The 22,787-nt window shown below is 61.2% G+C and carries 29 protein-coding genes and 1 pseudogene; 29 read left to right on the forward strand and 1 reads right to left on the reverse strand.

Going from position 1 to position 22,787, the window contains the following annotated elements:
• The 3 genes and pseudogenes from GSQ88_RS04900 to GSQ88_RS04910 form a co-directional block, all read left to right on the forward strand.
• A pseudogene (locus GSQ88_RS04900) lies at positions 1-898 on the forward strand (DNA-directed RNA polymerase subunit beta'); the annotation flags it as partial.
• Positions 899-1,080: 182 nt separating this feature from the next.
• Positions 1,081-3,150, forward strand: coding sequence for an FAD-dependent oxidoreductase (locus GSQ88_RS04905; protein ID WP_159006269.1), 2,070 nt, complete (start codon positions 1,081-1,083; stop codon positions 3,148-3,150).
• Between the two features lie 258 nt (positions 3,151-3,408).
• Positions 3,409-5,505: an ABC transporter ATP-binding protein gene (locus tag GSQ88_RS04910; RefSeq protein WP_174247919.1), complete on the forward strand. Its 2,097-nt coding sequence runs from the start codon at positions 3,409-3,411 to the stop codon at positions 5,503-5,505.
• On the opposite strand, the gene GSQ88_RS04915 is transcribed toward GSQ88_RS04910, so the two are convergent.
• Positions 5,430-6,668 carry an FAD-dependent oxidoreductase gene (locus GSQ88_RS04915; protein WP_159006270.1) on the reverse strand — a complete coding sequence of 413 codons (1,239 nt, stop codon included), beginning with the start codon at positions 6,666-6,668 and terminating at the stop codon, positions 5,430-5,432. The genes GSQ88_RS04910 and GSQ88_RS04915 overlap by 76 nt on opposite strands.
• Positions 6,669-7,365: 697 nt before the next feature.
• On the opposite strand from GSQ88_RS04915, the gene rpsL reads away from it, so the two are divergent.
• The 26 genes from rpsL (at position 7,366) to secY (ending at position 22,727) form a co-directional block, all read left to right on the forward strand.
• The gene (gene rpsL, locus GSQ88_RS04920) at positions 7,366-7,737 is read left to right on the forward strand and encodes a 30S ribosomal protein S12 (RefSeq protein WP_029584567.1); all 372 of its coding nucleotides are present in this window, start codon (positions 7,366-7,368) and stop codon (positions 7,735-7,737) included.
• Positions 7,738-7,752: 15 nt separating this feature from the next.
• A complete protein-coding gene (gene rpsG, locus GSQ88_RS04925; protein WP_159006271.1) occupies positions 7,753-8,223 on the forward strand; it encodes a 30S ribosomal protein S7 in 471 nt (156 codons plus the stop codon).
• A 31-nt stretch (positions 8,224-8,254) separates the two neighbouring features.
• A complete protein-coding gene (gene fusA, locus GSQ88_RS04930; protein ID WP_159006272.1) occupies positions 8,255-10,327 on the forward strand; it encodes an elongation factor G in 2,073 nt (690 codons plus the stop codon).
• A gap of 39 nt (positions 10,328-10,366) precedes the next feature.
• The gene (gene tuf, locus GSQ88_RS04935; protein WP_159006273.1) at positions 10,367-11,557 is read left to right on the forward strand and encodes an elongation factor Tu; all 1,191 of its coding nucleotides are present in this window, start codon (positions 10,367-10,369) and stop codon (positions 11,555-11,557) included.
• A gap of 80 nt (positions 11,558-11,637) precedes the next feature.
• Positions 11,638-11,946 (forward strand): 30S ribosomal protein S10, encoded by a 309-nt coding sequence (gene rpsJ / locus GSQ88_RS04940; RefSeq protein WP_002712302.1) that lies wholly within the window; start codon positions 11,638-11,640, stop codon positions 11,944-11,946.
• A gap of 53 nt (positions 11,947-11,999) precedes the next feature.
• A complete protein-coding gene (gene rplC, locus GSQ88_RS04945) occupies positions 12,000-12,722 on the forward strand; it encodes a 50S ribosomal protein L3 (protein ID WP_159006274.1) in 723 nt (240 codons plus the stop codon).
• A gap of 1 nt (position 12,723) precedes the next feature.
• Positions 12,724-13,344, forward strand: coding sequence for a 50S ribosomal protein L4 (rplD, locus tag GSQ88_RS04950; RefSeq protein WP_159006275.1), 621 nt, complete (start codon positions 12,724-12,726; stop codon positions 13,342-13,344).
• Positions 13,341-13,640, forward strand: coding sequence for a 50S ribosomal protein L23 (locus GSQ88_RS04955; RefSeq protein WP_159006276.1), 300 nt, complete (start codon positions 13,341-13,343; stop codon positions 13,638-13,640). The genes rplD and GSQ88_RS04955 overlap by 4 nt, the downstream gene beginning before the upstream one ends.
• Before the next feature lie 12 nt (positions 13,641-13,652).
• The gene (gene rplB, locus GSQ88_RS04960; RefSeq protein ID WP_159006277.1) at positions 13,653-14,486 is read left to right on the forward strand and encodes a 50S ribosomal protein L2; all 834 of its coding nucleotides are present in this window, start codon (positions 13,653-13,655) and stop codon (positions 14,484-14,486) included.
• A 12-nt stretch (positions 14,487-14,498) separates the two neighbouring features.
• Positions 14,499-14,777 (forward strand): 30S ribosomal protein S19, encoded by a 279-nt coding sequence (gene rpsS, locus GSQ88_RS04965; protein WP_159006278.1) that lies wholly within the window; start codon positions 14,499-14,501, stop codon positions 14,775-14,777.
• 24 nt (positions 14,778-14,801) lie between these two features.
• The gene (gene rplV / locus GSQ88_RS04970; RefSeq protein WP_159006279.1) at positions 14,802-15,188 is read left to right on the forward strand and encodes a 50S ribosomal protein L22; all 387 of its coding nucleotides are present in this window, start codon (positions 14,802-14,804) and stop codon (positions 15,186-15,188) included.
• A gap of 20 nt (positions 15,189-15,208) precedes the next feature.
• Positions 15,209-15,907, forward strand: coding sequence for a 30S ribosomal protein S3 (gene rpsC, locus GSQ88_RS04975; RefSeq protein WP_159006280.1), 699 nt, complete (start codon positions 15,209-15,211; stop codon positions 15,905-15,907).
• Between the two features lie 33 nt (positions 15,908-15,940).
• On the forward strand, positions 15,941-16,354 hold the full coding sequence (gene rplP / locus GSQ88_RS04980) for a 50S ribosomal protein L16 (RefSeq protein WP_159006281.1): 414 nt from the start codon (positions 15,941-15,943) through the stop codon (positions 16,352-16,354).
• Positions 16,355-16,359: 5 nt separating this feature from the next.
• Positions 16,360-16,566, forward strand: coding sequence for a 50S ribosomal protein L29 (gene rpmC / locus GSQ88_RS04985; protein ID WP_159006282.1), 207 nt, complete (start codon positions 16,360-16,362; stop codon positions 16,564-16,566).
• A 10-nt stretch (positions 16,567-16,576) separates the two neighbouring features.
• Positions 16,577-16,825, forward strand: a complete 249-nt coding sequence (rpsQ, locus tag GSQ88_RS04990; protein WP_159006283.1) for a 30S ribosomal protein S17 — start codon at positions 16,577-16,579, stop codon at positions 16,823-16,825.
• Between the two features lie 81 nt (positions 16,826-16,906).
• Entirely contained in the window at positions 16,907-17,275 is a 369-nt protein-coding gene (rplN, locus tag GSQ88_RS04995) for a 50S ribosomal protein L14 (protein WP_100382411.1), read from the forward strand.
• Positions 17,275-17,589, forward strand: coding sequence for a 50S ribosomal protein L24 (gene rplX / locus GSQ88_RS05000; RefSeq protein WP_159006284.1), 315 nt, complete (start codon positions 17,275-17,277; stop codon positions 17,587-17,589). Before rplN ends, rplX begins: the two co-directional genes overlap by 1 nt.
• A complete protein-coding gene (gene rplE, locus GSQ88_RS05005) occupies positions 17,582-18,139 on the forward strand; it encodes a 50S ribosomal protein L5 (protein ID WP_159006285.1) in 558 nt (185 codons plus the stop codon). Before rplX ends, rplE begins: the two co-directional genes overlap by 8 nt.
• 43 nt (positions 18,140-18,182) lie before the next feature.
• A complete protein-coding gene (rpsN, locus tag GSQ88_RS05010; protein ID WP_159006286.1) occupies positions 18,183-18,488 on the forward strand; it encodes a 30S ribosomal protein S14 in 306 nt (101 codons plus the stop codon).
• Positions 18,489-18,500: 12 nt separating this feature from the next.
• A complete protein-coding gene (gene rpsH, locus GSQ88_RS05015; protein ID WP_159006287.1) occupies positions 18,501-18,899 on the forward strand; it encodes a 30S ribosomal protein S8 in 399 nt (132 codons plus the stop codon).
• 14 nt (positions 18,900-18,913) lie between these two features.
• Positions 18,914-19,447, forward strand: coding sequence for a 50S ribosomal protein L6 (rplF, locus tag GSQ88_RS05020; protein WP_159006288.1), 534 nt, complete (start codon positions 18,914-18,916; stop codon positions 19,445-19,447).
• A gap of 11 nt (positions 19,448-19,458) precedes the next feature.
• Positions 19,459-19,821: a 50S ribosomal protein L18 gene (gene rplR / locus GSQ88_RS05025; RefSeq protein WP_159006289.1), complete on the forward strand. Its 363-nt coding sequence runs from the start codon at positions 19,459-19,461 to the stop codon at positions 19,819-19,821.
• A gap of 56 nt (positions 19,822-19,877) precedes the next feature.
• Positions 19,878-20,450, forward strand: a complete 573-nt coding sequence (gene rpsE, locus GSQ88_RS05030) for a 30S ribosomal protein S5 (protein ID WP_159006290.1) — start codon at positions 19,878-19,880, stop codon at positions 20,448-20,450.
• Between the two features lie 36 nt (positions 20,451-20,486).
• On the forward strand, positions 20,487-20,678 hold the full coding sequence (gene rpmD / locus GSQ88_RS05035; protein ID WP_159006291.1) for a 50S ribosomal protein L30: 192 nt from the start codon (positions 20,487-20,489) through the stop codon (positions 20,676-20,678).
• An 82-nt stretch (positions 20,679-20,760) separates the two neighbouring features.
• Positions 20,761-21,249 carry a 50S ribosomal protein L15 gene (gene rplO / locus GSQ88_RS05040; protein WP_159006292.1) on the forward strand — a complete coding sequence of 163 codons (489 nt, stop codon included), beginning with the start codon at positions 20,761-20,763 and terminating at the stop codon, positions 21,247-21,249.
• A 146-nt stretch (positions 21,250-21,395) separates the two neighbouring features.
• Positions 21,396-22,727, forward strand: a complete 1,332-nt coding sequence (gene secY / locus GSQ88_RS05045) for a preprotein translocase subunit SecY (RefSeq protein WP_159006293.1) — start codon at positions 21,396-21,398, stop codon at positions 22,725-22,727.
• Positions 22,728-22,787 lie beyond the last annotated feature (60 nt).

The following is a 22,787-nucleotide window of genomic DNA, read 5'->3' on the forward strand; positions in this document are numbered from 1 at the left end:
CGACGTCGGCGCGAAGGTCAAGCCGGGCGACATCCTGGCGCGTGTCTCGACCGAGAGCGCCAAGACCCGCGACATCACCGGCGGTCTGCCGCGGGTTGCGGAACTGTTCGAGGCTCGCAAGCCGAAGGATGCCGCGATCATCGCGGAAATCTCCGGCATCATCCGGTTCGGCCGCGACTACAAGAACAAGCGCCGCATCTCGATCGAGCCGGTCGACAAGAACGAGGAGACTCGCGAGTACCTCATTCCGAAGGGCAAGCACATCCATCTGCAGGATGGTGACATCGTCGAAAAGGGCGACTTCATCGTCGAAGGCAATCCGGCGCCGCACGACATCCTGGCGATCAAGGGCATCGAGGAACTCGCTGCCTATCTGGTCAACGAAATCCAGGAAGTTTACCGGTTGCAGGGCGTGCTGATCAACGACAAGCACATCGAAGTGATCGTCCGTCAGATGCTGCAGAAGGTGGAAGTCACCGACCAGGGCGAGACCGACATGATCTCGGGCGAGCAGGTCGACAAGATCGAGTTCGACGTGCTCAACGCCAAGGCCAAGGAAGAGGGCAAGAAGATCGCGACCGGAACGCCGGTGCTGCTCGGCATCACCAAGGCGAGCTTGCAGACCCGTTCGTTCTTCTCGGCGGCCTCGTTCCAGGAGACCACCCGCGTGCTCACCGAAGCCGCCGTCAACGGCAAGGTGGACCCGCTGGAAGGCCTCAAGGAGAACGTCATCGTCGGCCGGCTGATCCCGGCGGGAACCGGCGCCTCGATGGCCAAGATCCGCGAAGTCGCGGTCAAGCGCGACAAGCTGATCCTCGACGAACGGGAAAAGCAGCAGGCCGCCATTGTGCCCGCGGCGCCGGAAGTCGAGCCTTTGGCGTTGCCGCCCGCGGAATAAAGCAACACGGTTTCAAGATGTTACCGAAAAGGCCGGCGAAAGCCGGCCTTTTCCTCATCTGCACAAGTTTTTGGCACGGTTCCCCCCGGTTTGTTCATCTTTCCTTCAGGGTGAAAAGCGCTTTTGGTAAGAGGACTTAGACCGGATTCCCTCGGGGGGAGCCGGAGACTTGCGGAAATTACATGTTGGATCTTGCAATCGTCGGCGGCGGGCCGGGCGGCCTGATGAGCGCCTGGTATCTGAAAAAGAAACTGGGTGAGCTCTGCCGCATCACCATTTTCGAGGCGTCGAACCGCGTCGGCGGCAAAGTGCTGACGCGCAGATTCGATTCCGCGCCCGCGACCTATGAGGCCGGCGTCGCCGAGATTTACGACTACTCGATGACGGGCCCGGATCCGCTGCGCGAGATGATCCAGCATTTCGGCCTGCAAACCATTCCGATGGATGCCGAGCAGGTTCTGCTCGACGGCGAACTGCTCAACGACGTGCCGGGCATGCGCCGCAAATACGGGGCGAAGACCGCGGCTGCCATCGAAGCGTTCCGCAAGCGTTGCGCCGAGATGGTGTCGCCGATCGAATATTACGAAGGCGTCGGCGCGCACGACAACGAGCATCCGTGGGCCTACATCACTGCCGAGGCATTGCTCGATCGGGAAGTCGATGACGCCACCGCCAAGCGCTTCTTCAAGGTGATGGCGCGCTCCGATCTTGCGACCGAAACCCACAACACCAATGGGCTCAACGCGCTGAAAAACTTCGTGATGGATGTCGATGGCTATATCGGCCTTTATTCGATCCAGAACGGCAATGAACAACTGATCGAGTGTCTGCAGTCCGAAGTCGATGCGGACATTCAGCTCAACCACCGGGTTCTCAAGGTCGGCAAGACCGAAGCTGGCCGCTATCAGCTCAACATGATGAACGGCAAGGGGCCGGAGAGCCGGGACTTCGATCTGGTGCTGATGTGCCTGCCGCATTCCTGGCTCGCCACCATGCGATGGGACGGCGAAGAGCTGCGCAAGTCGATGGTCAAGCACGTCGCCTATTTCGATCGGCCGGCGCACTATCTGCGGGTCTCGATCCTGTTCGATACGCCGTTCTGGGGCGAGAAGATCCCGGGCGCCTGGTTCATGTCGGAAGCGTTCGGCGGCTGCTGCGTTTACAATGAAGGCGCGCGTCACGATGTCGGCAAGCATGGCGTCCTGAACTGGCTGATCGCGGGCTCGGACGCGCTGGCGTTTGCCAATCTCAGCGACCAGGAGCTGATCGACGCCGCGCTGAAGTCGCTGCCGGCCTCGCTCGGCGACGCCCGCGCGCATTTCATGGAAGGCAAGATTCATCGCTGGCTGTCGTCGGTGAATGCGCTTCCCGGCGGCATGCCGGCGCGCGACGTCATGACCAATCACCGGCCTGAGCCGAAGCAGCATCCCGGACTGGTCGTGGTCGGCGACTATTTGTTCGATTCGACCTTGAACGGGCTGCTCGATTCCTCCGATGCCGCCACCGATATCGTCGTCACCGAGATGATGCGGCTGCGCCGCGCGCAAGGCGAGGGCGGCAATGGCTCGTCGAACAAGCCCGCTTCCGACAAGATCGACCGCGATTATTTCGAGAATTACCGCGGGCTCGGTCCCTACAGCGAAGTCTGGAACAGGTTTACCGATCCGGCCTACCTGATGGATCAGATCAAGATCGTCTGGAACAGGGCCAAGGGCTACAAGCTCCTGGTCGCGGGGTCTGCCAGCGGCGAGCTGGTCGGCGCGCTGCGCGAGCGCGGCATCGATGCCTGGGGCATCGAGAACAATCGCGCGATCCACGCCAAGACGCCAAAGGCGCTGAAAAAGTTCAACAAGCTCGGATCGATCGCCGATTTGCCGTTCAAGGACGGGGAATTCGATTTCGTATTCGAGACCAGCCTGTGTCATGTCGGCAAAAAGCAGGTGGTCCGCGCCATCGGCGAATTGAATCGCGTGGTGAAATCCGGCCTGGTGTTCGGATCGGTGACGTCGGATATGGCGCCGGCCCTGATCGACCGCTACGACCTACTGCGCGGCGTGAAGAAGCTCGGCACCTGGTGGGAATGGTCCGAGATGTTCTTCAGCAACGGCTTTGACCTGTCGATGCATCGGCAGGACACCACCGACGCGCTGTGGGCCGCGACACTGGCCGCCAACAAGGGGCCGGGACAATGGTACGCGGACTCCGACAGCCTGCGCTACTCGTTCTTCGACAAGGTCGAGGACGACGATTAACCAATCATCCCGGCATTCGTCGGGAAGATTGACGAGAGGCCATCGCCAATTATTTTTGCGGAATGCGTGGTGATCGCGTAGAGCGTTTTCGAGCGAAGTGGACGCCGGTTCGCGTGAAGAAAGCGCGTCAAAATGAAAGACTAGAGCCCCGTTCCGATTCCATCGGAACGGAAAAGGCTCTAGAGTTGGCGCGGTGGCACTTCCGCCCGCATTCCCTGATTTTACGGTCGTGCCGGCCGTGCAGTATCGGTTGGTTTCATGGCCTCCAAGCCTCCGTCCAACAAGCCTCCATCCAAGCCTTCATCGCCGGATGATCCGACGGCCACTGCGGCGGCTGGAAAAGCCGCGCCCGAGCTCGAGAAGAACCTCGCTGGTGGCGCCAAAGCGCCCGATCGCGTCATGGCCGGCAAGCCGCCCGCATCGCCTCCGCTGGATGATGGCGACGAAGACGACGATGAGGACGAACTTGACCTGGAAGATGACGAGGACGATGAGGAACTCGTCGTCTTCACGGCCAAGGAAGCCGCCGGCGCGCTGGCGACGGTCTATGCCTTCGTCCGGCCGTTCCTGAAAAACTACAAGAAGGTCATCACCCTGGTCGGCCTCGGCGTCCTGGTCGAGACGCTGTTCAACGTTATCATGCCGTTGAGCTTGAAATTCCTGATCGACGACGCGCTCGGCGAGGAAGACTTCGAAGCGCTGGTGCGGATTCTCTCGGTCCTCGCGGTGGCCGGAATCGTCACCTCGATCGTCGCGGTCTGGTACGAGCGCTGGGATGCCAACCTCGCGGCCTCGGTCATTTCAGATGTCCGGCTGCGGCTGTTCGAGCATGTGCAGAATCTGCCGTCGGCCTATTTCGGGCGCACCAAGCGCGGCGAGATCCTGTCGCGTTTTTCGATCGACCTGTCGGCCTTCGAAGGCGCCGTCAAGAGCTTCGCCAACAGCGCGGCGTTGCCGTTTTTCGAATTGATCGCCGGCATCATCCTGATGCTGTTCCTGAACTGGCAGTTGGCCGCGGTGGCGCTCCTGGTGTTCCCGATCACGCTGATCGGCCCGCGGATACTGACGCCGAAGGCTGTCCAGGCCAACTACGAGCAGAAGATCAACGAGTCCACGTTGCTCGGGATGGTGCAGGAAAACGTCGCGGCCCAGGCGGTGATCAAGGCGTTCAGCCTGCAGCGCAAGACGCTCGGCTGGTTCACGCTGCGCAACGACGACGCGCGCCGCAAAATCGCCGCGGCGACGTTCCTGTCGACCATGGTCGAGCGCACGGTCACGATCTCGGTTTTGTTGCTGCACCTCGTGGTGCTGGCGCTCGGCGCTTATCTCGCCACCAAGGGCCAGATCACCATCGGGACGTTTGTCACATTCGAGAGCGCGTTCTGGGAAGTCTCCTACAACATCGCCCACATCATGCATTTCATCCCGGTGTCGATCCAGTCGGCGGCCGCGGTGCGTCACATGGAGGAGTTGCTGGACGAGCCGACCAGGGGCGCGGATGATCGCCCGGGCGCGCCCGATCTGCCGCGCATCACCAATGACATCACCTTCGACCGCGTCAGTTTCCAGTACGAGGGCAGCGAAACTCCGGTTCTCGACAATCTCAGCCTCAAGCTCAATGTCGGCAAGACCATCGCCATCGTCGGCCCGAGCGGCTCCGGCAAGAGCACGCTGCTCAATTTGATCCTGCGGCTGTATGTGCCCGATGAAGGCCGCGTCACCATCGACGGCGTCGACATCAGAAGGGTCACCCGCGAATCCCTGCGCCGGAGTATGGCGGTGGTGTTCCAGGAGAACATGCTGTTCAACATGTCGATCCGGGAGAACATCCGGCTCGGCAAGGAGGGCGCGACCGACGAGGAGGTCGAACAAGCGGCGCGCAAGGCCGAAATCCACCGCTACATCATGAGCTTGCCGAAGAAATACGACACCCCGGTCGGTGAGCGCGGCGATACCCTGTCGGGTGGACAGCGTCAGCGTATCGCGATCGCGCGCGCCATTGTGCGCAATCCGTCGATCCTGTTGCTGGACGAGGCGACGTCGGCGCTCGACCAGACCACTGAAGCGGCGATCAACCGTACGCTGCTGAAAGTTGCCGAGGGCCGCACCTTGATCTGGTCGACCCATCGGCTGACCTCGGTGGTCGAGATGGACGAGATCATCGTGATTGCAGGCGGCAAGGTGATCGAGCGCGGCTCACACGCCAAGCTGCTTGCCGGCAATGGCGCGTACCGCAAGCTCTGGGACGACCAGAGCCACAGCGCGCATCCAGCGAACGATCAGGCCGCCGACGATAGCGATGATGATGAGGATGACGAAGACGAAGACGAGGATGAGGACGACGACGAGGCGTGATCGGGGAGTGCCGGGCCGGCACGCCGATGGATCAGCCGCCGCAGTAGGCCTTGGCCGAACCACACCAGAAAACGCGCCCAGCGTTGCGAGCTCCAGTAGATTTCATCCCCGAGCGTCAGGGCACGGAAATCATGGGCCTTGGCCGATGACCAGGCGTCGCAGGCTTTCTTGACCGGATCGTCGTAGAACGCCGCGATCTTGTCGGTGTCCATGTCATCGGTCGCGAGCCAGGCCGGGATATGGACATTGCACAGTCGCTCGACGTCGGTGAACACCTTGTCGGTCCCGGTTCCCGTGACCGGGCAGGTGGTCTCGAAGGCGTCGCCGACCAAAACAACGCCGGGCAACAGAAAATTGGTACTGACGCAGAGATCCGCCGGTCGGACCTTGATATCGCCCCGGGCCTCGAACGGACCGGTGATGCGGTGCAGCCTCGGCAACGAAGCATTCAAGGTCTCTACCGGGGCGTTGCGAAACTGGCGGATCCAGGGATCGTCGCTCTCGCGGTAGGTGAACAGGTTGGCCCGCATCCTGTCTTCGATCGGAAACAGCGTCAGATAGGCAATCCGGTCGCTGCGCCGTTCCGAGAAATAGGTCAGCGCCGGAAACGCGAAGGCCGGCCGGCCGACCGGCGCGATATCGAAGCCGATCGAAATCGAGTGGCAGGGGCTGACGATCTGGCGCTCGATCCCGAGGCTGCGACGCAGCCCGACATTCAAGCCGTTGGCGAGCACCACGAGCCGGGCGGAGATCATGGTCCCGTCGGACAATGTCAGTTTTTGCCGTTTGGCGCTGGTTGAGATCGCGATGACCTTTGCATGGACCTGCTCGACGGCCGGCGGAATCACGGCGCGGATGGCGTTGACGAGCCCGTCATACATGATGCCGAACTGCTGGCTCGGCCGTCTGTCGAGCAGGTAGCCGAATCGGGCGATCCAGTTCTCACCGTCATGCGTGGCCGATGCCAGTACCGATTCGGCGACGCCGGTTTTGCGGAATCGGTCGATTTGTTCGTCGCCGCTGAGCTTTTCGACGCGAAAATCCGGCGGATAGACCGGGTGCGGATCGATCAGGATGGCAGGAATACCGGCGCGTCCGAGCATGGCAGCCGCGGTCGAGCCGGCGAGGCCACCTCCGATGATCGCGATGTCGGTATACTTCATCCGATAATTCCGGCTCGCAAACCGCTATACTTGCGGGCGAAAAGGCAAATAAAGCTTTATCTCTGGGGCTCGCTTTGAAATAAAGATGCAGATTCCTTAATAATATCCGGGTAAAAATAGCGATCGGCCTTAAGAATACCCGGCGATGGTGGCGGTCGATTCGCGAGCGCACCGAACGAAGATGGCGTTCGGACGAGCTCTGCAAATCGCAACGAAGCGCGCGATTCCATCTGCGCCAGAGGCGTTTCTGCCATTGTCGTTTCGTCTTGACTTGACTATCTAGCGTGGATACAACCCGCGCACTTGACGACAGGCGGTGAGCGACGCCAAGAGTCGGAACGGATCACCCTTTCAGTTCTCCTTTGAACCTGAAACGGGCACCAACCTCGACGAATGCCGCTCAAACGCTGTCGATTATAGCTAGGCAATGCCAGGACGATCTTGGTTCTCTCGAGCAAGTTCTCTTGAGATAGATTTCGGATGCATGACCTCGGTGGCCAACTGACCAGCGCAAGCTGATCGGTTCAGACTGCGGTCCTCTGTGGCGTCGAAGCGCTTTCCGCTCAGTAATGAGTGGTTGGCGCGATTTCGCTTTGCGCGAATGTTTCGTGCGGGGCGCTCGACGGGACGACGTGTCCCGACAGGAATTTGCGGAGCCGATGTTCGGTTTCGCGTGAATTAAAGGGTGAAGGCTGACATGCCGACGATCAACCAGCTGATCGCAAGTCCGCGGACGGTGCAGAAGTCGCGCAAGAAGGTGCCGGCGCTGCAGCAGTCGCCGCAGAAGCGTGGCGTTTGTACGCGCGTCTACACCACGACCCCGAAGAAGCCGAATTCGGCGCTTCGTAAGGTCGCCAAGGTGCGTCTGACCAATGGCTTCGAAGTCATCGGTTACATCCCGGGTGAAGGCCATAACCTTCAAGAGCATTCGGTGGTCATGATCCGCGGCGGCCGCGTCAAGGATTTGCCGGGCGTGCGCTACCACATCCTCCGCGGCGTCCTCGATACCCAGGGCGTCAAGAACCGTAAGCAGCGCCGTTCGAAGTACGGCGCGAAGCGTCCGAAATAATCGGGAACAGACCAGATGTCTCGTCGCCATTCTGCTGAAAAGCGTGAAGTGAACCCGGATCCGAAGTTCGGGAACATCATCATCACGAAGTTCATGAATTCGGTCATGTATGACGGCAAGAAGTCTGCCGCCGAGAGCATCGTCTATGGTGCGCTCGAAATCATCGAGACCAAGACCAAGCAGGGCCCGCTGCCGGTGTTCGAGCAGGCTCTGGAAAACGTGATGCCGACCATCGAAGTGCGGTCGCGTCGCGTCGGCGGCGCCACCTATCAGGTGCCGGTCGAAGTGCGCAGCGTGCGCCGTCAGGCGCTCGGTATTCGCTGGATCATCACGGCGGCGCGCGATCGCAACGAAAAGACGATGACGGAGCGGCTCTCGGCGGAGTTGCTCGACGCATCGAATGGCAGGGGTAACGCCGTGAAGAAGCGTGAAGACGTGCATCGGATGGCGGAAGCCAACCGCGCCTTCTCGCACTATCGCTGGTAACGGCGAAGCAACGGATTTTAAGGAACAACCCATGCCCCGCGTTCATGCCATAGAGAACTACCGCAACTTCGGTATCATGGCGCATATCGATGCCGGCAAGACCACGACCACCGAGCGCATCCTGTATTACACCGGCAAGAGCCACAAGATCGGCGAAGTGCACGAAGGTGCCGCGACGATGGACTGGATGGAGCAGGAGCAGGAGCGCGGCATTACCATTACGTCGGCTGCGACCACCGCGTTCTGGGAAGGCAAGCGTCTCAACATCATCGACACCCCCGGCCACGTCGACTTCACCATCGAAGTCGAGCGTTCGCTGCGCGTGCTCGACGGCGCGGTATGCGTGCTCGATTCGAACCAGGGCGTTGAGCCGCAGACCGAGACCGTCTGGCGTCAGGGCGACAAGTACCGGGTTCCGCGCATCGTCTTCGCCAACAAGATGGATAAGACCGGCGCCGACTTCTACAAATGCATGCAGGATATTGTCGATCGCCTCGGCGCCAAGCCGATTGCGATCCAGCTTCCGATCGGCTCCGAGAATAATTTCAAGGGTCTGGTCGATCTCGTCCGCATGAAGGGCGTGATCTGGGAAGAAGAGAAGCTCGACGCCAAGTTCGTAGACATCGATATTCCCGAGGACATGGTCGAGAAGGCCAAGGAATATCGCGAGAAGCTGCTGGAAGCCGCCGTCGAGCTCGACGATGAGGTTCTTGCCGCTTACCTCGACGGCAACGAGCCCGATGAGGCGACGTTGAAGCGCATGATCCGTAAGGCCGTGCTGACTGGCGCGTTCTTCCCGGTGCTGTGCGGTTCGGCCTTCAAGAACAAGGGCGTGCAGCCTTTGCTCGACGCGGTCGTTGATTATCTGCCGTCGCCGGTCGACGTGCCGGCCATCAAGGGCCTTGATGAAGACGGCAATGAAATCGTTCGGCTCCCGAACGACAAGGAGCCGCTGGCGCTGCTCGCGTTCAAGATCATGGACGACCCTTTCGTCGGCACCATCACGTTTTGCCGCATCTATTCCGGCACGCTGTTGTCGGGCACCGGCGTCATCAATTCGACGCGCGACCGCAAGGAGCGCATCGGCCGCATGCTGCTGATGCATGCGAACAACCGCGAAGACATCAAGGAAGCCTTTGCCGGCGACATCGTCGCGCTGGCGGGCCTGAAGGAAGCGCGCACCGGCGACACGCTGTGCGATCCCGACAAGCCGGTGATCCTCGAAAAGATGGAATTCCCGGAGCCGGTGATCGAAATAGCGATCGAGCCGAAGTCGAAGGCCGACCAGGAAAAGCTCGGCGTCGCCCTGGCAAAACTCGCCGCGGAAGATCCGTCGTTCCGGGTCTCGACCGACGTGGAGTCCGGCCAGACCATCTTGAAGGGCATGGGCGAACTCCATCTCGACATCAAGGTCGACATCCTGCGCCGCACCTACAAGGTCGATGCCAACATTGGCGCGCCGCAGGTGGCGTTCCGTGAGCGCGTCACCAAGAAGGCCGAGGTCAAGTACACGCACAAGAAGCAGACCGGCGGTACCGGTCAGTTCGCTGAAGTGTCGATCGTGGTCGAGCCGAACGAGCCCGGCAAGGGTTACGAGTTCGAATCCAAGGTCGTTGGCGGTTCGGTGCCGAAGGAATATATCCCCGGCGTTGAAAAGGGCCTCAACAGCGTCATGGGTTCGGGCGTGGTCGCCGGCTTCCCGGTGGTGGACGTCAAGGTGACGCTGGTTGACGGCAAATACCATGACGTCGACTCGTCGGCGCTGGCCTTCGAAATCGCGTCGCGCGCCGCATTCCGCGAAGCGCTGACCAAAGGTAAGTCCGTTCTGCTTGAGCCGATCATGAAGGTCGAAGTGGTGACCCCGGAAGACTACACCGGTTCGGTCATCGGCGACCTGAATTCGCGGCGCGGCCAGATCCAGGGTCAAGACATGCGCGGCAACGCCAACGTCATCAATGCGATGGTGCCGCTCATGAACATGTTCGGTTACGTGAATAACCTGCGCTCGATGAGCCAGGGTCGCGCGACCTTCACGATGCAGTTCGATCACTACGCGGAAGCGCCGGCGAATGTGTCGGCAGAAGTCCAAAAGAAGTTTGCCTGATTGTCGTTGGCGACAACTAACGACTGAACGGAGAGTCAAATGGCTAAAGCAAAGTTTGAACGTAATAAACCGCATTGCAACATCGGCACCATCGGTCACGTCGACCATGGCAAGACATCGCTGACGGCGGCGATCACCAAGGTGTTGGCGGAAACCGGCGGTGCCACGTTCACCGCGTACGACCAGATCGACAAGGCGCCGGAAGAGAAGGCGCGCGGCATCACGATCTCGACCGCACACGTCGAATACGAGACCGCGAACCGGCATTACGCCCACGTCGATTGCCCGGGCCACGCCGACTATGTGAAGAACATGATCACCGGTGCGGCGCAGATGGACGGTGGCATCCTGGTGGTGTCGGCTGCCGACGGCCCGATGCCGCAGACCCGCGAGCACATCCTGCTCGCCCGTCAGGTCGGCGTTCCCGCGCTGGTCGTGTTCCTGAACAAGTGTGACATGGTCGACGATCCGGAACTGCTCGAACTGGTCGAGATGGAAGTTCGCGAACTTCTCTCCAAGTATGAGTTCCCCGGCGACGACATTCCGATCATCAAGGGTTCGGCGCTCGCCGCCCTCGAAGACAAGGACAAGACGCTCGGTCACGACGCGATCCTGGAATTGATGAAGGCCGTGGACAGCTATATTCCGCAGCCGGAGCGTCCGATCGATCAGCCGTTCCTGATGCCGGTCGAAGACGTGTTCTCGATCTCGGGCCGCGGTACGGTCGTCACCGGTCGTGTCGAGCGTGGAATCGTCAAGGTTGGCGAGGAAATCGAAATCGTCGGTCTGCGCGCGACGCAGAAGACCATCGTCACCGGCGTTGAAATGTTCCGCAAGCTGCTCGATCAGGGCCAGGCTGGCGACAACATCGGCGCGCTGCTGCGTGGTACCAAGCGTGAGGAAGTCGAGCGCGGTCAGGTTCTGGCCAAGCCGGGTTCGGTCAAGCCGCACACCAAGTTCAAGGCTGAGGCTTACATCCTGACCAAGGAAGAGGGCGGTCGTCACACTCCGTTCTTCACCAACTACCGGCCCCAGTTCTACTTCCGCACCACGGACGTGACCGGCGTCGTGCATCTGCCCGAAGGCACCGAAATGGTGATGCCGGGCGACAACATCGCGATGGAAGTGCACCTGATCGTGCCGATCGCGATGGAAGAGAAGCTTCGTTTCGCGATCCGCGAAGGTGGCCGCACCGTCGGCGCCGGCGTCGTCGCCAGCATCATCGAGTAAGTAAGCGAATAGGGAATGGTGAGTGGCGAATGGAAATTCGCTACTCGCTACTCGCCACTCACTAAAGAAAGACAACGGCAATGAACGGCCAGAATATCCGAATCCGTCTCAAGGCGTTCGACCATCGTATCCTCGATACGTCGACCCGCGAGATCGTGAATACGGCGAAACGGACCGGTGCACAGGTTCGCGGACCCATTCCGCTGCCGACCCGCATCGAAAAGTTCACCGTCAACCGTTCGCCGCACGTCGACAAGAAGAGCCGCGAGCAATTCGAGATGCGCACCCACAAGCGTCTTCTCGATATTGTCGACCCGACCCCGCAGACCGTCGATGCTCTTATGAAGCTCGATCTGGCCGCCGGTGTCGACGTCGAAATCAAGCTCTAAGTTTTTAAGCATCCGTCCGAAGTTAGCGGACAGAAAGAACAGGAAGCACGCCGATGCGCTCCGGAGTGGTCGCACAAAAGGTCGGGATGACGCGGGTCTTTACGGAGGCCGGCGAACATATCCCAGTGACCGTGCTGAAGTTGGGCAATTGCCAGGTGTTGGGTCACCGCACGACCGAGAAGAACGGTTATGTCGCGTTGCAACTTGGCTCGGGCACCCGCAAGACCGTGTATCTGCCGAAGGCAGAGCGCGGCCAGTTCGCGGTGTCGAAAGTCGAGCCCAAGCGGAAGGTCACCGAATTCCGCGTGTCGGAAGACGCGCTGATCCCGGTGGGCGCCGAGATCCAGGCTGACCATTTCGTGGTCGGGCAGTTCGTCGACGTTACCGGCACCTCGGTCGGTAAGGGTTTCGCCGGCGGCATGAAGCGCTGGAATTTCGGCGGCTTGCGCGCCACCCACGGCGTCTCGGTCTCGCATCGTTCGATCGGTTCGACCGGTGGTCGTCAGGATCCCGGCAAGACCTTCAAGAACAAGAAGATGCCCGGTCACATGGGTGTCGATCGCATCACCACGCTCAATCTTCGCGTGGTGCAGACCGACGTTGTGCGCGGCCTGATCCTCGTCGAAGGCGCCGTTCCCGGCTCCAAGGGCGGCTGGATTTCGGTGCGTGACGCGGTCAAGAAGCCGCTGCCGAAGGAGGCTCCCAAGCCCGGCAAATTCAAGGTTGCTGGCGGCGAGCAGGCTGCGGAAGCGCCCGCCGAGCAGGAGGGCGTGTGAGATGGAATTAAAAGTCACCACCCTTGAAGGCAAGGAAGCCGGTTCGGTCCAGCTGTCGGACGAGATCTTCGGTCTTGAGCCGCGCAAGGACATCCTCCAGCGTTGCGTGCAGTGGCAGCTCAACAAGCGGCAGGCCGGCACCCACAAGGCAAAGGGGCGCGCCGAGATCTGGCGCACCGGCAAGAAGATGTACAAGCAGAAGGGCACCGGCGGTGCTCGTCACGGTTCGGCCCGCGTGCCGCAGTTCCGCGGCGGTGGCCGTGCGTTCGGTCCGGTGGTTCGTTCGCATGAGACCGGTTTGCCGAAGAAGGTTCGCGTTCTCGCGCTCAAGCATGCGTTGTCGGCCAAGGCCAAGGACGGCGGCCTGATTGTGATCGACAATGCGCAGCTCGAGGCTGCCAAGACCAAGGCGCTGATCGGGCACTTCTCGGGTCTCGGCCTGACCAATGCGCTGATCATCGACGGCGCCGAGCTGCATAACGGTTTCGCGATCGCGGCCCGCAACATTCCGAACATCGACGTGCTGCCGATCCAGGGCATCAACGTCTATGACATTCTGCGCCGCCACAAGCTGGTGCTGACCAAGGCCGCAGTCGATGCGTTGGAGGCGCGCTTCAAATGAAGAATATTGATCCGCGCCATTACGACATCATCGTCGCCCCGGTCGTGACTGAAAAGGCGACGTTTGCTTCCGAGCACAACAAGGTTGTGTTCAAGGTCGCGAGCAAGGCGACCAAGCCGCAAATCAAGGAAGCCGTCGAAAAGCTGTTCGACGTCAAGGTGAAGAGCGTCAATACGCTGGTGCGCAAGGGCAAGACCAAGGTGTTCCGCGGTCAGTTCGGTTCCCAGTCGGATGTGAAACGCGCGATCGTGACCCTCGAAGAGGGCCACCGCATCGACGTTACCACCGGACTATAAGGCGATACGACGATGGCATTGAAAACATTCAACCCCACGACACCGGGCCAGCGCCAGCTGGTGATGGTCGATCGTTCGGCGCTGTACAAGGGCAAGCCCATCAAGGCTTTGACCGAGGGCAAGCGCGGGCAGGGCGGTCGTAACAACACCGGCCGCATCACCGTGCGGTTCCGCGGCGGTGGCCACAAGAAGGCCTACCGCATCGTCGACTTCAAGCGCGAGAGGACCGACTCGCCCGCCGTTGTCGAACGGCTGGAATACGATCCGAACCGCACCGCGTTCATCGCGCTGATCAAGTATCAGGACGGTGAGCAGGCCTATATCCTGGCGCCGCAGCGTTTGGCCGTCGGCGATACCGTGGTCGCCGGCAACTATGTCGACGTCAAGCCGGGCAATGTCATGCCGCTCGGCAACATGCCGATCGGCACCATCGTCCACAATGTCGAGATGAAGATCGGCAAGGGCGGCCAGCTCGCACGTTCGGCCGGCACCTACGCGCAGATCGTCGGTCGCGACCAGGATTACGTCATCGTTCGCCTGAACTCGGGCGAGCAGCGCCTGGTGCACGGCCGTTGCCGCGGCACCATCGGTGCGGTGTCGAACCCGGACCACATGAATATCTCGATCGGCAAGGCCGGTCGTACCCGCTGGCTCGGCTGGCGTCCGCATAACCGCGGCGTCGTCATGAACCCGATCGACCATCCGCACGGCGGCGGCGAAGGCCGCACCTCGGGCGGCCGCCACCCGGTGACCCCGTGGGGCAAGCCGACCAAGGGCAAGAAGACCCGTTCGAACAAATCGACCAACAAATTCATTCTCATCAGCCGCCACAAGCGGAAGAAGTAAGGAACGCCGGACATGGTTCGTTCAGTCTGGAAAGGCCCGTTCGTTGAAGGCTCTCTGCTCAAGAAGGCAGATACCGCCCGCGCGTCCGGCCGTCATGACGTGATCAAGATCTGGAGCCGCCGCTCGACCATCCTGCCGCAGTTCGTCGGTTTGGTTTTCGGCGTCTACAACGGCCAGAAGCATGTGCCGGTATCGGTCAACGAAGAAATGGTGGGTCACAAGTTTGGCGAGTTCTCGCCGACCCGTACCTTCCACGGCCATTCTGGCGATAAGAAAGCCAAGAAGGCTTAAAGGATTAGGCTTGAGGATTAAGCGATGAGCAAACCTAAGCGCGAACGGACCCTCCCGGATAACGAGGCCAAGGCGATCGCCCGGATGCTTCGGGTGAGCCCGCAGAAGCTCAATCTTGTCGCGCAATTGATTCGCGGCAGGAAAGCTTCGGCTGCGCTCGCCGACCTGCAGTTTTCGCGCAAGCGGATCGCGGTCGATGTCAAGAAGTGCCTGGAATCGGCAATCGCCAATGCGGAAAACAATCATGATCTCGATGTCGATGATCTGATCGTATCCGAGGCGCATGTCGGCAACGGCATCGTGATGAAGCGTTTCGCACCGCGCGGCCGTGGCCGTTCGGGCCGGGTCTTTAAACCGTTCTCGCAGCTGACGATCGTGGTTCGTCAGGTGCAGGCCGAGGCGAGCGCTTAAACAGAGCGCAGGAGAATACGATGGGTCAAAAGATCAATCCAATCGGGCTGCGTCTCGGCATCAACCGGACATGGGATTCCCGTTGGTTCGCAGGCAAGAACGAATACGGCAAGCTGCTGCATGAAGACGTGCAGATCCGCGCGATCCTGCACAAGGAACTCAAGCAGGCGGCCGTCGCTCGTATCGTGATCGAGCGTCCGCACAAGAAGTGCCGCGTAACGATCCACTCGGCGCGTCCGGGTGTCGTGATCGGCAAGAAGGGCGCCGACATCGACAAGCTGCGCAAGCGGGTTGCCGACATCACCGCCTCCGACGTCGTCATCAACATCGTCGAGATCCGCAAGCCGGAACTCGACGCGACCCTGGTCGCCGAATCGATCGCGCAGCAGCTCGAGCGCCGCGTCGCGTTCCGCCGCGCCATGAAGCGCGCGGTGCAGTCGGCGATGCGTCTTGGCGCCGAGGGCATTCGTATCAACTGTTCGGGCCGCCTTGGCGGCGCGGAAATCGCGCGGATGGAATGGTATCGCGAAGGTCGGGTGCCGTTGCACACGCTGCGCGCCGATATCGACTACGGCGTGGCGACCGCTTTCACCACGTTCGGCACCTGCGGCGTCAAGGTCTGGATCTTCAAGGGCGAGATCCTCGAGCACGATCCGATGGCGCAGGACAAGAAAATGGCCGAGGGCGATAATACCCGTCCGCGCCGCGACGCCGCTTAAGAGCGCAATAGAGAAGGTTTGAGGGCGTAAGCCATGATGCAACCAAAGAAGACGAAGTTCCGGAAGGCGCATAAGGGCCGTATCCACGGCGTTGCGACTTCGGGCGCAACGTTGTCGTTCGGACAGTTCGGCCTGAAGGCGATGGCGCCCGAGCGCATCACCGCCCGTCAGATCGAGGCCGCGCGCCGTGCGCTGACCCGTCACATGAAGCGCGCGGGCCGGGTCTGGATCCGCATCTTCCCGGACGTGCCGGTTTCGAAGAAGCCCGCCGAAGTCCGCATGGGCTCCGGCAAGGGTACGCCTGAATTGTGGGTGGCGCGGGTCAAGCCTGGCCGGGTGATTTTCGAGATCGACGGCGTGACCGTGCAGACCGCGAAGGAAGCCCTGACGCTGGCCGCCGCCAAGCTGCCGATCAAGACGCGCTTCGTCGCGCGCATCGCGGAGTAACCGATATGGCCGAGATGAAAACCGCCGATGTCCGTGCAATGAGCTCCGATCAGATGGATGACGCCGTCCTCAATCTGAAGAAGGAGCGCTTCAATCTGCGTTTCCAGCGCGCCACCGGGCAACTGGAGAACACCTCGCGGCTGCGTGAAGCCCGCCGCGACATCGCCCGCATCAAGACCATCGCCGCGCAGCAGCGCGCGAAGAAGAAGTAAGGGGCTTAAAATGCCAAAACGTACGCTTCAAGGGCTGGTCGTCAGCGACAAGCAGGCCAAGACGGTTGTGGTGCGCGTCGATCGCCGCTTCACCCATCCGATCTACAAGAAGACGATTCGCCGTTCCAAGAACTATCACGCGCACGACGAGAACAACGAGTTCAAGCCGGGCGACACGGTGTGGATCGAGGAAAGCAAGCCGATCTCGAAGTTGAAGCGCTGGACCGTGGTCCGGGGCGATCAGAAGAAAACGGCCTGAGACTCGTTCGTTAAACCGAACGACGCTTTCAGGAAATTTTAGGCGCAACTTAGCGCATCAGAAAGAGGACGAGGTGCATCAATGATTCAGATGCAGACCAACCTCGACGTGGCCGATAATTCAGGCGCACGCCGTGTCATGTGCATCAAGGTGCTTGGGGGTTCCAAGCGCCGCTATGCCACGGTGGGCGATGTTATCGTCGTGTCGATCAAGGACGCGATCCCACGCGGCAAGGTCAAGAAGGGCGACGTCATGAAGGCCGTCGTGGTCCGGGTCCGCAAGGACATCCGCCGCGCCGACGGTTCGGTCATCCGCTTCGACCGCAACGCCGCCGTGCTGATCAACAATCAGTCGGAGCCGGTCGGCACCCGCATCTTCGGGCCGGTGCCGCGCGAGCTGCGCGCCAAGAACCACATGAAGATCATTTCACTCGCGCCGGAGGTGCTGTGATGGCTGCCAAGATCCGGAAGGGTGACAAGGTCATCGTCCTCAACGGTCGCGACAAGGGTCGCACCGGCGAGGTGTTCGAAGTGCGCCCGACCGAGGGCAAGGCGCTGGTTCGCGGGGTCAACCTCGTGAAGCGTCACCAGAAGCAGACCCAGGCGCAGGAAGGCGGCATCATCTCGAAAGAGGCGCCGATCGACCTGTCCAACATTGCCTATGTCGGCAAGGACGGCAAGGCGACCCGCGTGGGCTTCAAGATTCAGGCCGATGGCAAGAAGGTACGTATTGCCAAGAGCTCGGGAGCAGAGATCGATGGCTGAGACCGCTTACACCCCGCGCCTGCGCGCGGAATACGACGCGAGCATCCGCGGCAAGCTGACCGAACAGTTCGGCTATGCCAACGTCATGCAGGTGCCGCGCCTCGACAAGGTCGTGCTCAACATGGGCGTCGGCGAGGCCGTCAACGACCGCAAAAAGGCGGAACTGGCGTCGGCCGATCTGTCGTTGATCGCCGGTCAAAAGTCCATCATCACTTACTCGCGCGTTGCGATCGCGACTTTCAAGCTGCGTGAAAACCAGCCGATCGGCTGCAAGGTCACGCTGCGCAAGACCAAGATGTACGAGTTCATCGATCGCCTGGTGAACGTCGCGCTGCCGCGGGTACGCGACTTCCGCGGCCTGAACCCGAAGAGCTTCGACGGCCGCGGCAACTATTCGCTCGGCATCAAAGAGCACATCATTTTCCCCGAAATCGACTTCGACAAGATGGGGGAGACGTGGGGCATGGACATCACGGTTTGCACGACGGCTGCGACCGACGATGAAGCCCGCGCGTTGTTGACCGCATTCAATTTCCCGTTCCGGCAGTGAGACGCTTCTAAGCCTCTCAAACGCGGAAACCCAGGAGCCAAGCATGGCAAAGAAGAGTTCGATCGAGAAGAATAACCGGCGCAAGCGGATGACCAAGAACGCAGCACCCGCACGGGCGCGGCTCAAGGCCATCATCGCCGACAAGAAGAAGCCGATGGAAGAGCGCTTCGCGGCGACGCTGAAGCTCGCCGAGATGCCGCGCAATTCGTCGGCGACCCGGATCCGCAATCGCTGCGAAATCACCGGACGTCCGCGCTCGGTCTATCGCAAGAACAAACTGTCCCGCATCGCGCTGCGTGAACTCGGCTCCAAGGGCCTGGTTCCCGGGCTCGTGAAGTCGAGCTGGTAAGGGGGTCGTCAGATGTCAACGCACGATCCGATCAGCGATCTCATCACCCGCATCCGCAATGCCCAGATGCGCGCCAAGCCCAAGGTTTCGACCCCGGGCTCGAAGATGCGCGCCAATGTGCTCGAAGTGCTGAAGACCGAGGGCTATATCCGCGGTTATGCCAGCGTCGAGCATTCTAGCGGCCGCAGCGAGCTCGAGATCGAGCTGAAATATTTCGACGGCGAGCCGGTGATTCGCGAGATCGAGCGGGTATCGAAGCCGGGGCGGCGGGTTTATGCCTCGGTGAAGAACCTGCCGCGCGTGAAAAACGGGCTCGGCATTTCGGTGTTATCGACGCCGAAGGGAATCATGGCTGACCACGAAGCGCGCGAAGCGAACGTGGGCGGCGAAATTCTCTTCACGGTGTTCTGAGAAGGAATAGAACGATGTCACGTGTCGGCAAGCGGCCTGTGACGATCCCGTCCGGTGTGACGGCGAGCGTCGAAGGGCAGACCGTAAAAATGAAGGGGCCGAAGGGCCAGCTTCAGTTCATCGTGCACAACGATGTCGAGGTGAAGTTCGAGGACGGCGCGATCAAGGTCGCGCCGCGGGTCGAGACCAACCGCGCGCAGGCCATGTACGGCACCGCGCGCGCGCAGGTCGCCAACCTGGTCGAAGGCGTCACCAAGGGCTTTGAGAAGAAGCTCGAGATCACCGGCGTCGGCTATCGCGCCGCGTTGCAGGGCAAGAGCCTGCAGCTCGCGCTCGGCTACAGCCACGACGTGGTCTATGCGATTCCGGAAGGCATCGCGATCACGGTGCCGAAGCCGACCGAAATCATTATTGTCGGCAACGATTCGCAGCGCGTCGGCCAGGTCGCCGCCGAGATCCGCAGCTATCGTCCGCCGGAGCCCTACAAGGGCAAGGGCGTGAAATACGCCAACGAATTCATCTTCCGCAAGGAAGGCAAGAAGAAGTAACGGAGCCGGTCATGTCGAAACTCAAGATTACGAATGCCCGGCGCAAGCAAAGCGTGAGGCTGTCGTTGCGCCGTACGGCGAACGGCCGGCCGCGTTTGTCGGTGTTCCGTTCGTCGAAGCACATCTATGCACAGGTGATCGACGATCTGAAGGGCGAAACCCTGGCGTCGGCGTCCTCGCTGGAAAAGACGATGCGCGACGCCGGCAATACCGGCGCCGACATCGACGCGGCGAAGGCGGTCGGCAAGCTGGTCGCGGAACGCGCGGTCAAGAACGGCGTCACCGAAGTGATATTCGACCGTGGCGGCTATCTCTACCACGGCCGCGTCAAGGCACTGGCGGATGCGGCGCGCGAAGGCGGGTTGAGCTTCTAAGCGGATTAAACGGATTTAGCCTTTCGAGGCGGGACTTTTAAGGATCGGAAAACACCATGGCAGGTGAACGCGAACGCGGTGGCGGCCACAGGGGCGGCCGGGAAGAACGCGACAGCGAGTTCGTCGACAAGCTCGTCCACATCAACCGTGTGGCGAAGGTCGTCAAGGGCGGCAAGCGCTTCGGCTTTGCGGCGCTGGTCGTGATCGGCGATCAAAAGGGCCGGGTCGGGTTCGGTCACGGCAAGGCGCGCGAAGTGCCCGAGGCGATCCGCAAGGCGACCGAATCGGCGAAGCGCAACCTGACCCGCGTTGCGTTGCGCGAAGGCCGTACGCTGCATCACGATATCGCCGGACGTCACGGCGCCGGCCGCGTTTATCTGCGCGCCGCTCCGGCCGGTACCGGCATCATCGCCGGCGGCCCGATGCGTGCGGTGTTCGAAACGCTCGGCATCCAGGACGTGGTGGCGAAGTCGATCGGCTCGTCGAACCCCTACAACATGGTTCGCGCCACGTTCGACGCGCTGAAGCATCAGGATTCGCCGCGTTCGGTCGCGGCACGCCGCAACATCAAGGTGTCCACGCTGCAGTCGCGCCGTGTCGGTGGCGACGCCGAGCTGGTTACCGAATAAACAACACGCGCTTCCAGCGCTTTCGGAGTTATGACGATGGCCAAGGCCGCAAAGACGATCAAGATCGAGCAGACCGGCAGCGCGATCCGCCGCCAGCACGCGCAGCGCGAGACGCTGATCGGCCTCAAGCTCAACAAGATCGGCCGGGTCTCCGAGTTGCAGGACACCCCTTCGATTCGCGGCATGATCGCCAAGGTTCAACACCTCGTCCGCGTCGTCGGCGAGTAATCGAAACAAGGAGGCGCATGATCCCGAAAAGCGGGGACCGGTTTTCGGTCAAGATCATGCTCCTAAGATAAGGAATTTCGCGATGAAGCTCAGCGATATCGCCGACAATGCCGGCTCGCGCAAAAAGCGTATGCGCGTTGGCCGTGGCATCGGTTCGGGCAAGGGCAAGCAGGCAGGCCGTGGCGGCAAGGGCCAGACCGCGCGCTCTGGCGTGCGCATCAAGGGCTTCGAAGGCGGCCAGATGCCGCTGCATCGGCGGCTGCCGAAGCGCGGCTTCAACAACATCTTCCGGGTCGAATACGCCGAGATCAACCTCGACCGGTTGCAGGATGCCATCAACGCCAAGCTGATCGACGTCAAGGAAACCATCAACGCGGAATCGCTGGTGAAAGCCCGCGTTCTCCGGCGTTCGAAGGCCGGCGTCCGGCTGCTCGGCCGCGGTGAGATCAAGGCCAAGCTCACCATCGAGGTTCACGGCGCGTCGAAAACGGCGATCGCAGCGGTCGAGAAGGCCGGCGGCACGGTAAAGATCCTGGCGCCGGTCGAAAAGGACGAAGGCGAGGCGGCGTAACATCTGCGTCATTGCCCGCCGACGGCGGGCAATCGGCGAACGAGACGATGGACTTATCGAAGCCGCGCACCAAATAATGTCCGGCGTCTGCTGAGTGCCCAGGCTTTGGGCATGTCAGCGAGAAGCGGCGCGGGAGAAAGCCAAACATGGTCTCAGCAGCGGAACAACTGGCGGCAAACCTCAATTTCGGCGCTCTGGCCAAGGCCGACGAACTGAAGAAGCGCATCTGGTTCACACTGGGTGCGCTATTGGTTTATCGGCTCGGCACCTATATCCCGCTGCCCGGCATCGATCCCAACATCTGGGAGCAGGTGTTCAAGACCCAGGCCGGCGGCATTCTCGGCATGTTCAATATGTTCGCCGGCGGCGGCATCCACCGCATGGCGATCTTCGCGCTGAACATCATGCCGTATATTTCGGCCTCGATCATCATTCAGCTTCTGACCACGGTGTCGCCGCAGCTCGAGGCGCTGAAGAAGGAAGGCGAGTCCGGCCGCAAGACGCTGAACCAGTACACCCGCTACCTCACGGTCATTCTCGCCGCGTTCCAGTCCTACGGCATCGCGGTTGGGCTCGAAGGCGCCGGCAATGTCGTCTCCGATCCCGGCATGTTCTTCCGGCTGTCGACCGCGATCACGCTGACCGGCGGCACCATGTTCCTGATGTGGCTCGGCGAGCAGATCACCTCGCGCGGCATTGGCAACGGTATCTCGCTGATCATCCTGTCCGGCATCGTCGCCGAACTGCCCTCGGCGCTTGCCAACATGCTGGAACTCGGCCGCCAGGGCGCGCTGTCGACCGGCCTGATCCTGGTCGTGATCGTGATGGCGATCGCGGTGATCGCCTTCATCGTGTTCATGGAGCGGGCCCAGCGCCGGCTCTTGATCCAGTATCCAAAGCGCCAGGTCGGCAACAAGATGTTCGAGGGCCAGTCCTCGCATCTGCCGCTCAAGCTGAACACCTCGGGCGTGATTCCGCCGATCTTCGCGTCCTCGCTGCTGCTGCTGCCGACCACGGTGGCGAATTTCAATGCCGGCAAGGGCCCGGAATGGTTCCAGTGGATCACCACGCAGCTCGGTCACGGCCGGCCGCTGTTTTTAATCATGTATCTGGCGCTGATCGTGTTCTTCGCGTTCTTCTACACCGCGATCGTGTTCAACCCGACCGAGACCGCCGACAACCTCAAGAAGCATGGCGGCTTCATTCCGGGCATCCGGCCGGGCGAGCGCACCGCCGAGTACATCGATTACGTGCTGTCGCGCATCACGGTGCTGGGCGCGATCTATCTGGCGATCGTCTGCCTGATTCCGGAAATCCTGATTTCCTATGCCTCGGTGCCGTTCTACTTTGGCGGAACATCGCTGTTGATCGTGGTCAGCGTGACGATGGATACCGTCGCCCAGGTTCAGGGTTATCTGCTCGCCCACCAATACGAGGGGCTGATCAGGAAGTCGAAATTGCGGGGCCGTCGCCGCTGACGTTGCGCGGCGCGCTGGTATAGGATGCCAAAAACAAGGGTGTGCGGTTGAGTCGCCCAC

Source organism: Bradyrhizobium sp. S69, assembly GCF_009766005.1.
Classification (GTDB): Bacteria; Pseudomonadota; Alphaproteobacteria; order Rhizobiales; family Xanthobacteraceae; genus Bradyrhizobium.

Bases quoted from the DNA above. Each gene is read 5' to 3' on its own strand.
- secY (WP_159006293.1), top strand. From the start codon at position 21,396: ATGGTCTCAGCAGCGGAACAACTGGCGGCAAACCTCAATTTCGGCGCT.
- rplV (WP_159006279.1), top strand. From the start codon at position 14,802: ATGAGCAAACCTAAGCGCGAACGGACCCTCCCGGATAACGAGGCCAAG.
- rplC (WP_159006274.1), top strand. From the start codon at position 12,000: ATGCGCTCCGGAGTGGTCGCACAAAAGGTCGGGATGACGCGGGTCTTT.
- rpsJ (WP_002712302.1), top strand. From the start codon at position 11,638: ATGAACGGCCAGAATATCCGAATCCGTCTCAAGGCGTTCGACCATCGT.
- GSQ88_RS04910 (WP_174247919.1), top strand. From the start codon at position 3,409: ATGGCCTCCAAGCCTCCGTCCAACAAGCCTCCATCCAAGCCTTCATCG.
- rplR (WP_159006289.1), top strand. From the start codon at position 19,459: ATGTCGAAACTCAAGATTACGAATGCCCGGCGCAAGCAAAGCGTGAGG.
- rplO (WP_159006292.1), top strand. From the start codon at position 20,761: ATGAAGCTCAGCGATATCGCCGACAATGCCGGCTCGCGCAAAAAGCGT.
- rpmC (WP_159006282.1), top strand. From the start codon at position 16,360: ATGGCCGAGATGAAAACCGCCGATGTCCGTGCAATGAGCTCCGATCAG.
- rpsN (WP_159006286.1), top strand. From the start codon at position 18,183: ATGGCAAAGAAGAGTTCGATCGAGAAGAATAACCGGCGCAAGCGGATG.
- rpsE (WP_159006290.1), top strand. From the start codon at position 19,878: ATGGCAGGTGAACGCGAACGCGGTGGCGGCCACAGGGGCGGCCGGGAA.
- rplP (WP_159006281.1), top strand. From the start codon at position 15,941: ATGATGCAACCAAAGAAGACGAAGTTCCGGAAGGCGCATAAGGGCCGT.
- rplX (WP_159006284.1), top strand. From the start codon at position 17,275: ATGGCTGCCAAGATCCGGAAGGGTGACAAGGTCATCGTCCTCAACGGT.
- rpsL (WP_029584567.1), top strand. From the start codon at position 7,366: ATGCCGACGATCAACCAGCTGATCGCAAGTCCGCGGACGGTGCAGAAG.
- rpmD (WP_159006291.1), top strand. From the start codon at position 20,487: ATGGCCAAGGCCGCAAAGACGATCAAGATCGAGCAGACCGGCAGCGCG.
- rplF (WP_159006288.1), top strand. From the start codon at position 18,914: ATGTCACGTGTCGGCAAGCGGCCTGTGACGATCCCGTCCGGTGTGACG.
- rplB (WP_159006277.1), top strand. From the start codon at position 13,653: ATGGCATTGAAAACATTCAACCCCACGACACCGGGCCAGCGCCAGCTG.
- rplD (WP_159006275.1), top strand. From the start codon at position 12,724: ATGGAATTAAAAGTCACCACCCTTGAAGGCAAGGAAGCCGGTTCGGTC.
- rpsC (WP_159006280.1), top strand. From the start codon at position 15,209: ATGGGTCAAAAGATCAATCCAATCGGGCTGCGTCTCGGCATCAACCGG.
- GSQ88_RS04905 (WP_159006269.1), top strand. From the start codon at position 1,081: ATGTTGGATCTTGCAATCGTCGGCGGCGGGCCGGGCGGCCTGATGAGC.
- rplE (WP_159006285.1), top strand. From the start codon at position 17,582: ATGGCTGAGACCGCTTACACCCCGCGCCTGCGCGCGGAATACGACGCG.
- rpsS (WP_159006278.1), top strand. From the start codon at position 14,499: ATGGTTCGTTCAGTCTGGAAAGGCCCGTTCGTTGAAGGCTCTCTGCTC.
- GSQ88_RS04955 (WP_159006276.1), top strand. From the start codon at position 13,341: ATGAAGAATATTGATCCGCGCCATTACGACATCATCGTCGCCCCGGTC.
- rplN (WP_100382411.1), top strand. From the start codon at position 16,907: ATGATTCAGATGCAGACCAACCTCGACGTGGCCGATAATTCAGGCGCA.
- rpsG (WP_159006271.1), top strand. From the start codon at position 7,753: ATGTCTCGTCGCCATTCTGCTGAAAAGCGTGAAGTGAACCCGGATCCG.
- GSQ88_RS04915 (WP_159006270.1), bottom strand. From the start codon at position 6,668: ATGAAGTATACCGACATCGCGATCATCGGAGGTGGCCTCGCCGGCTCG.
- rpsH (WP_159006287.1), top strand. From the start codon at position 18,501: ATGTCAACGCACGATCCGATCAGCGATCTCATCACCCGCATCCGCAAT.
- tuf (WP_159006273.1), top strand. From the start codon at position 10,367: ATGGCTAAAGCAAAGTTTGAACGTAATAAACCGCATTGCAACATCGGC.
- rpsQ (WP_159006283.1), top strand. From the start codon at position 16,577: ATGCCAAAACGTACGCTTCAAGGGCTGGTCGTCAGCGACAAGCAGGCC.
- fusA (WP_159006272.1), top strand. From the start codon at position 8,255: ATGCCCCGCGTTCATGCCATAGAGAACTACCGCAACTTCGGTATCATG.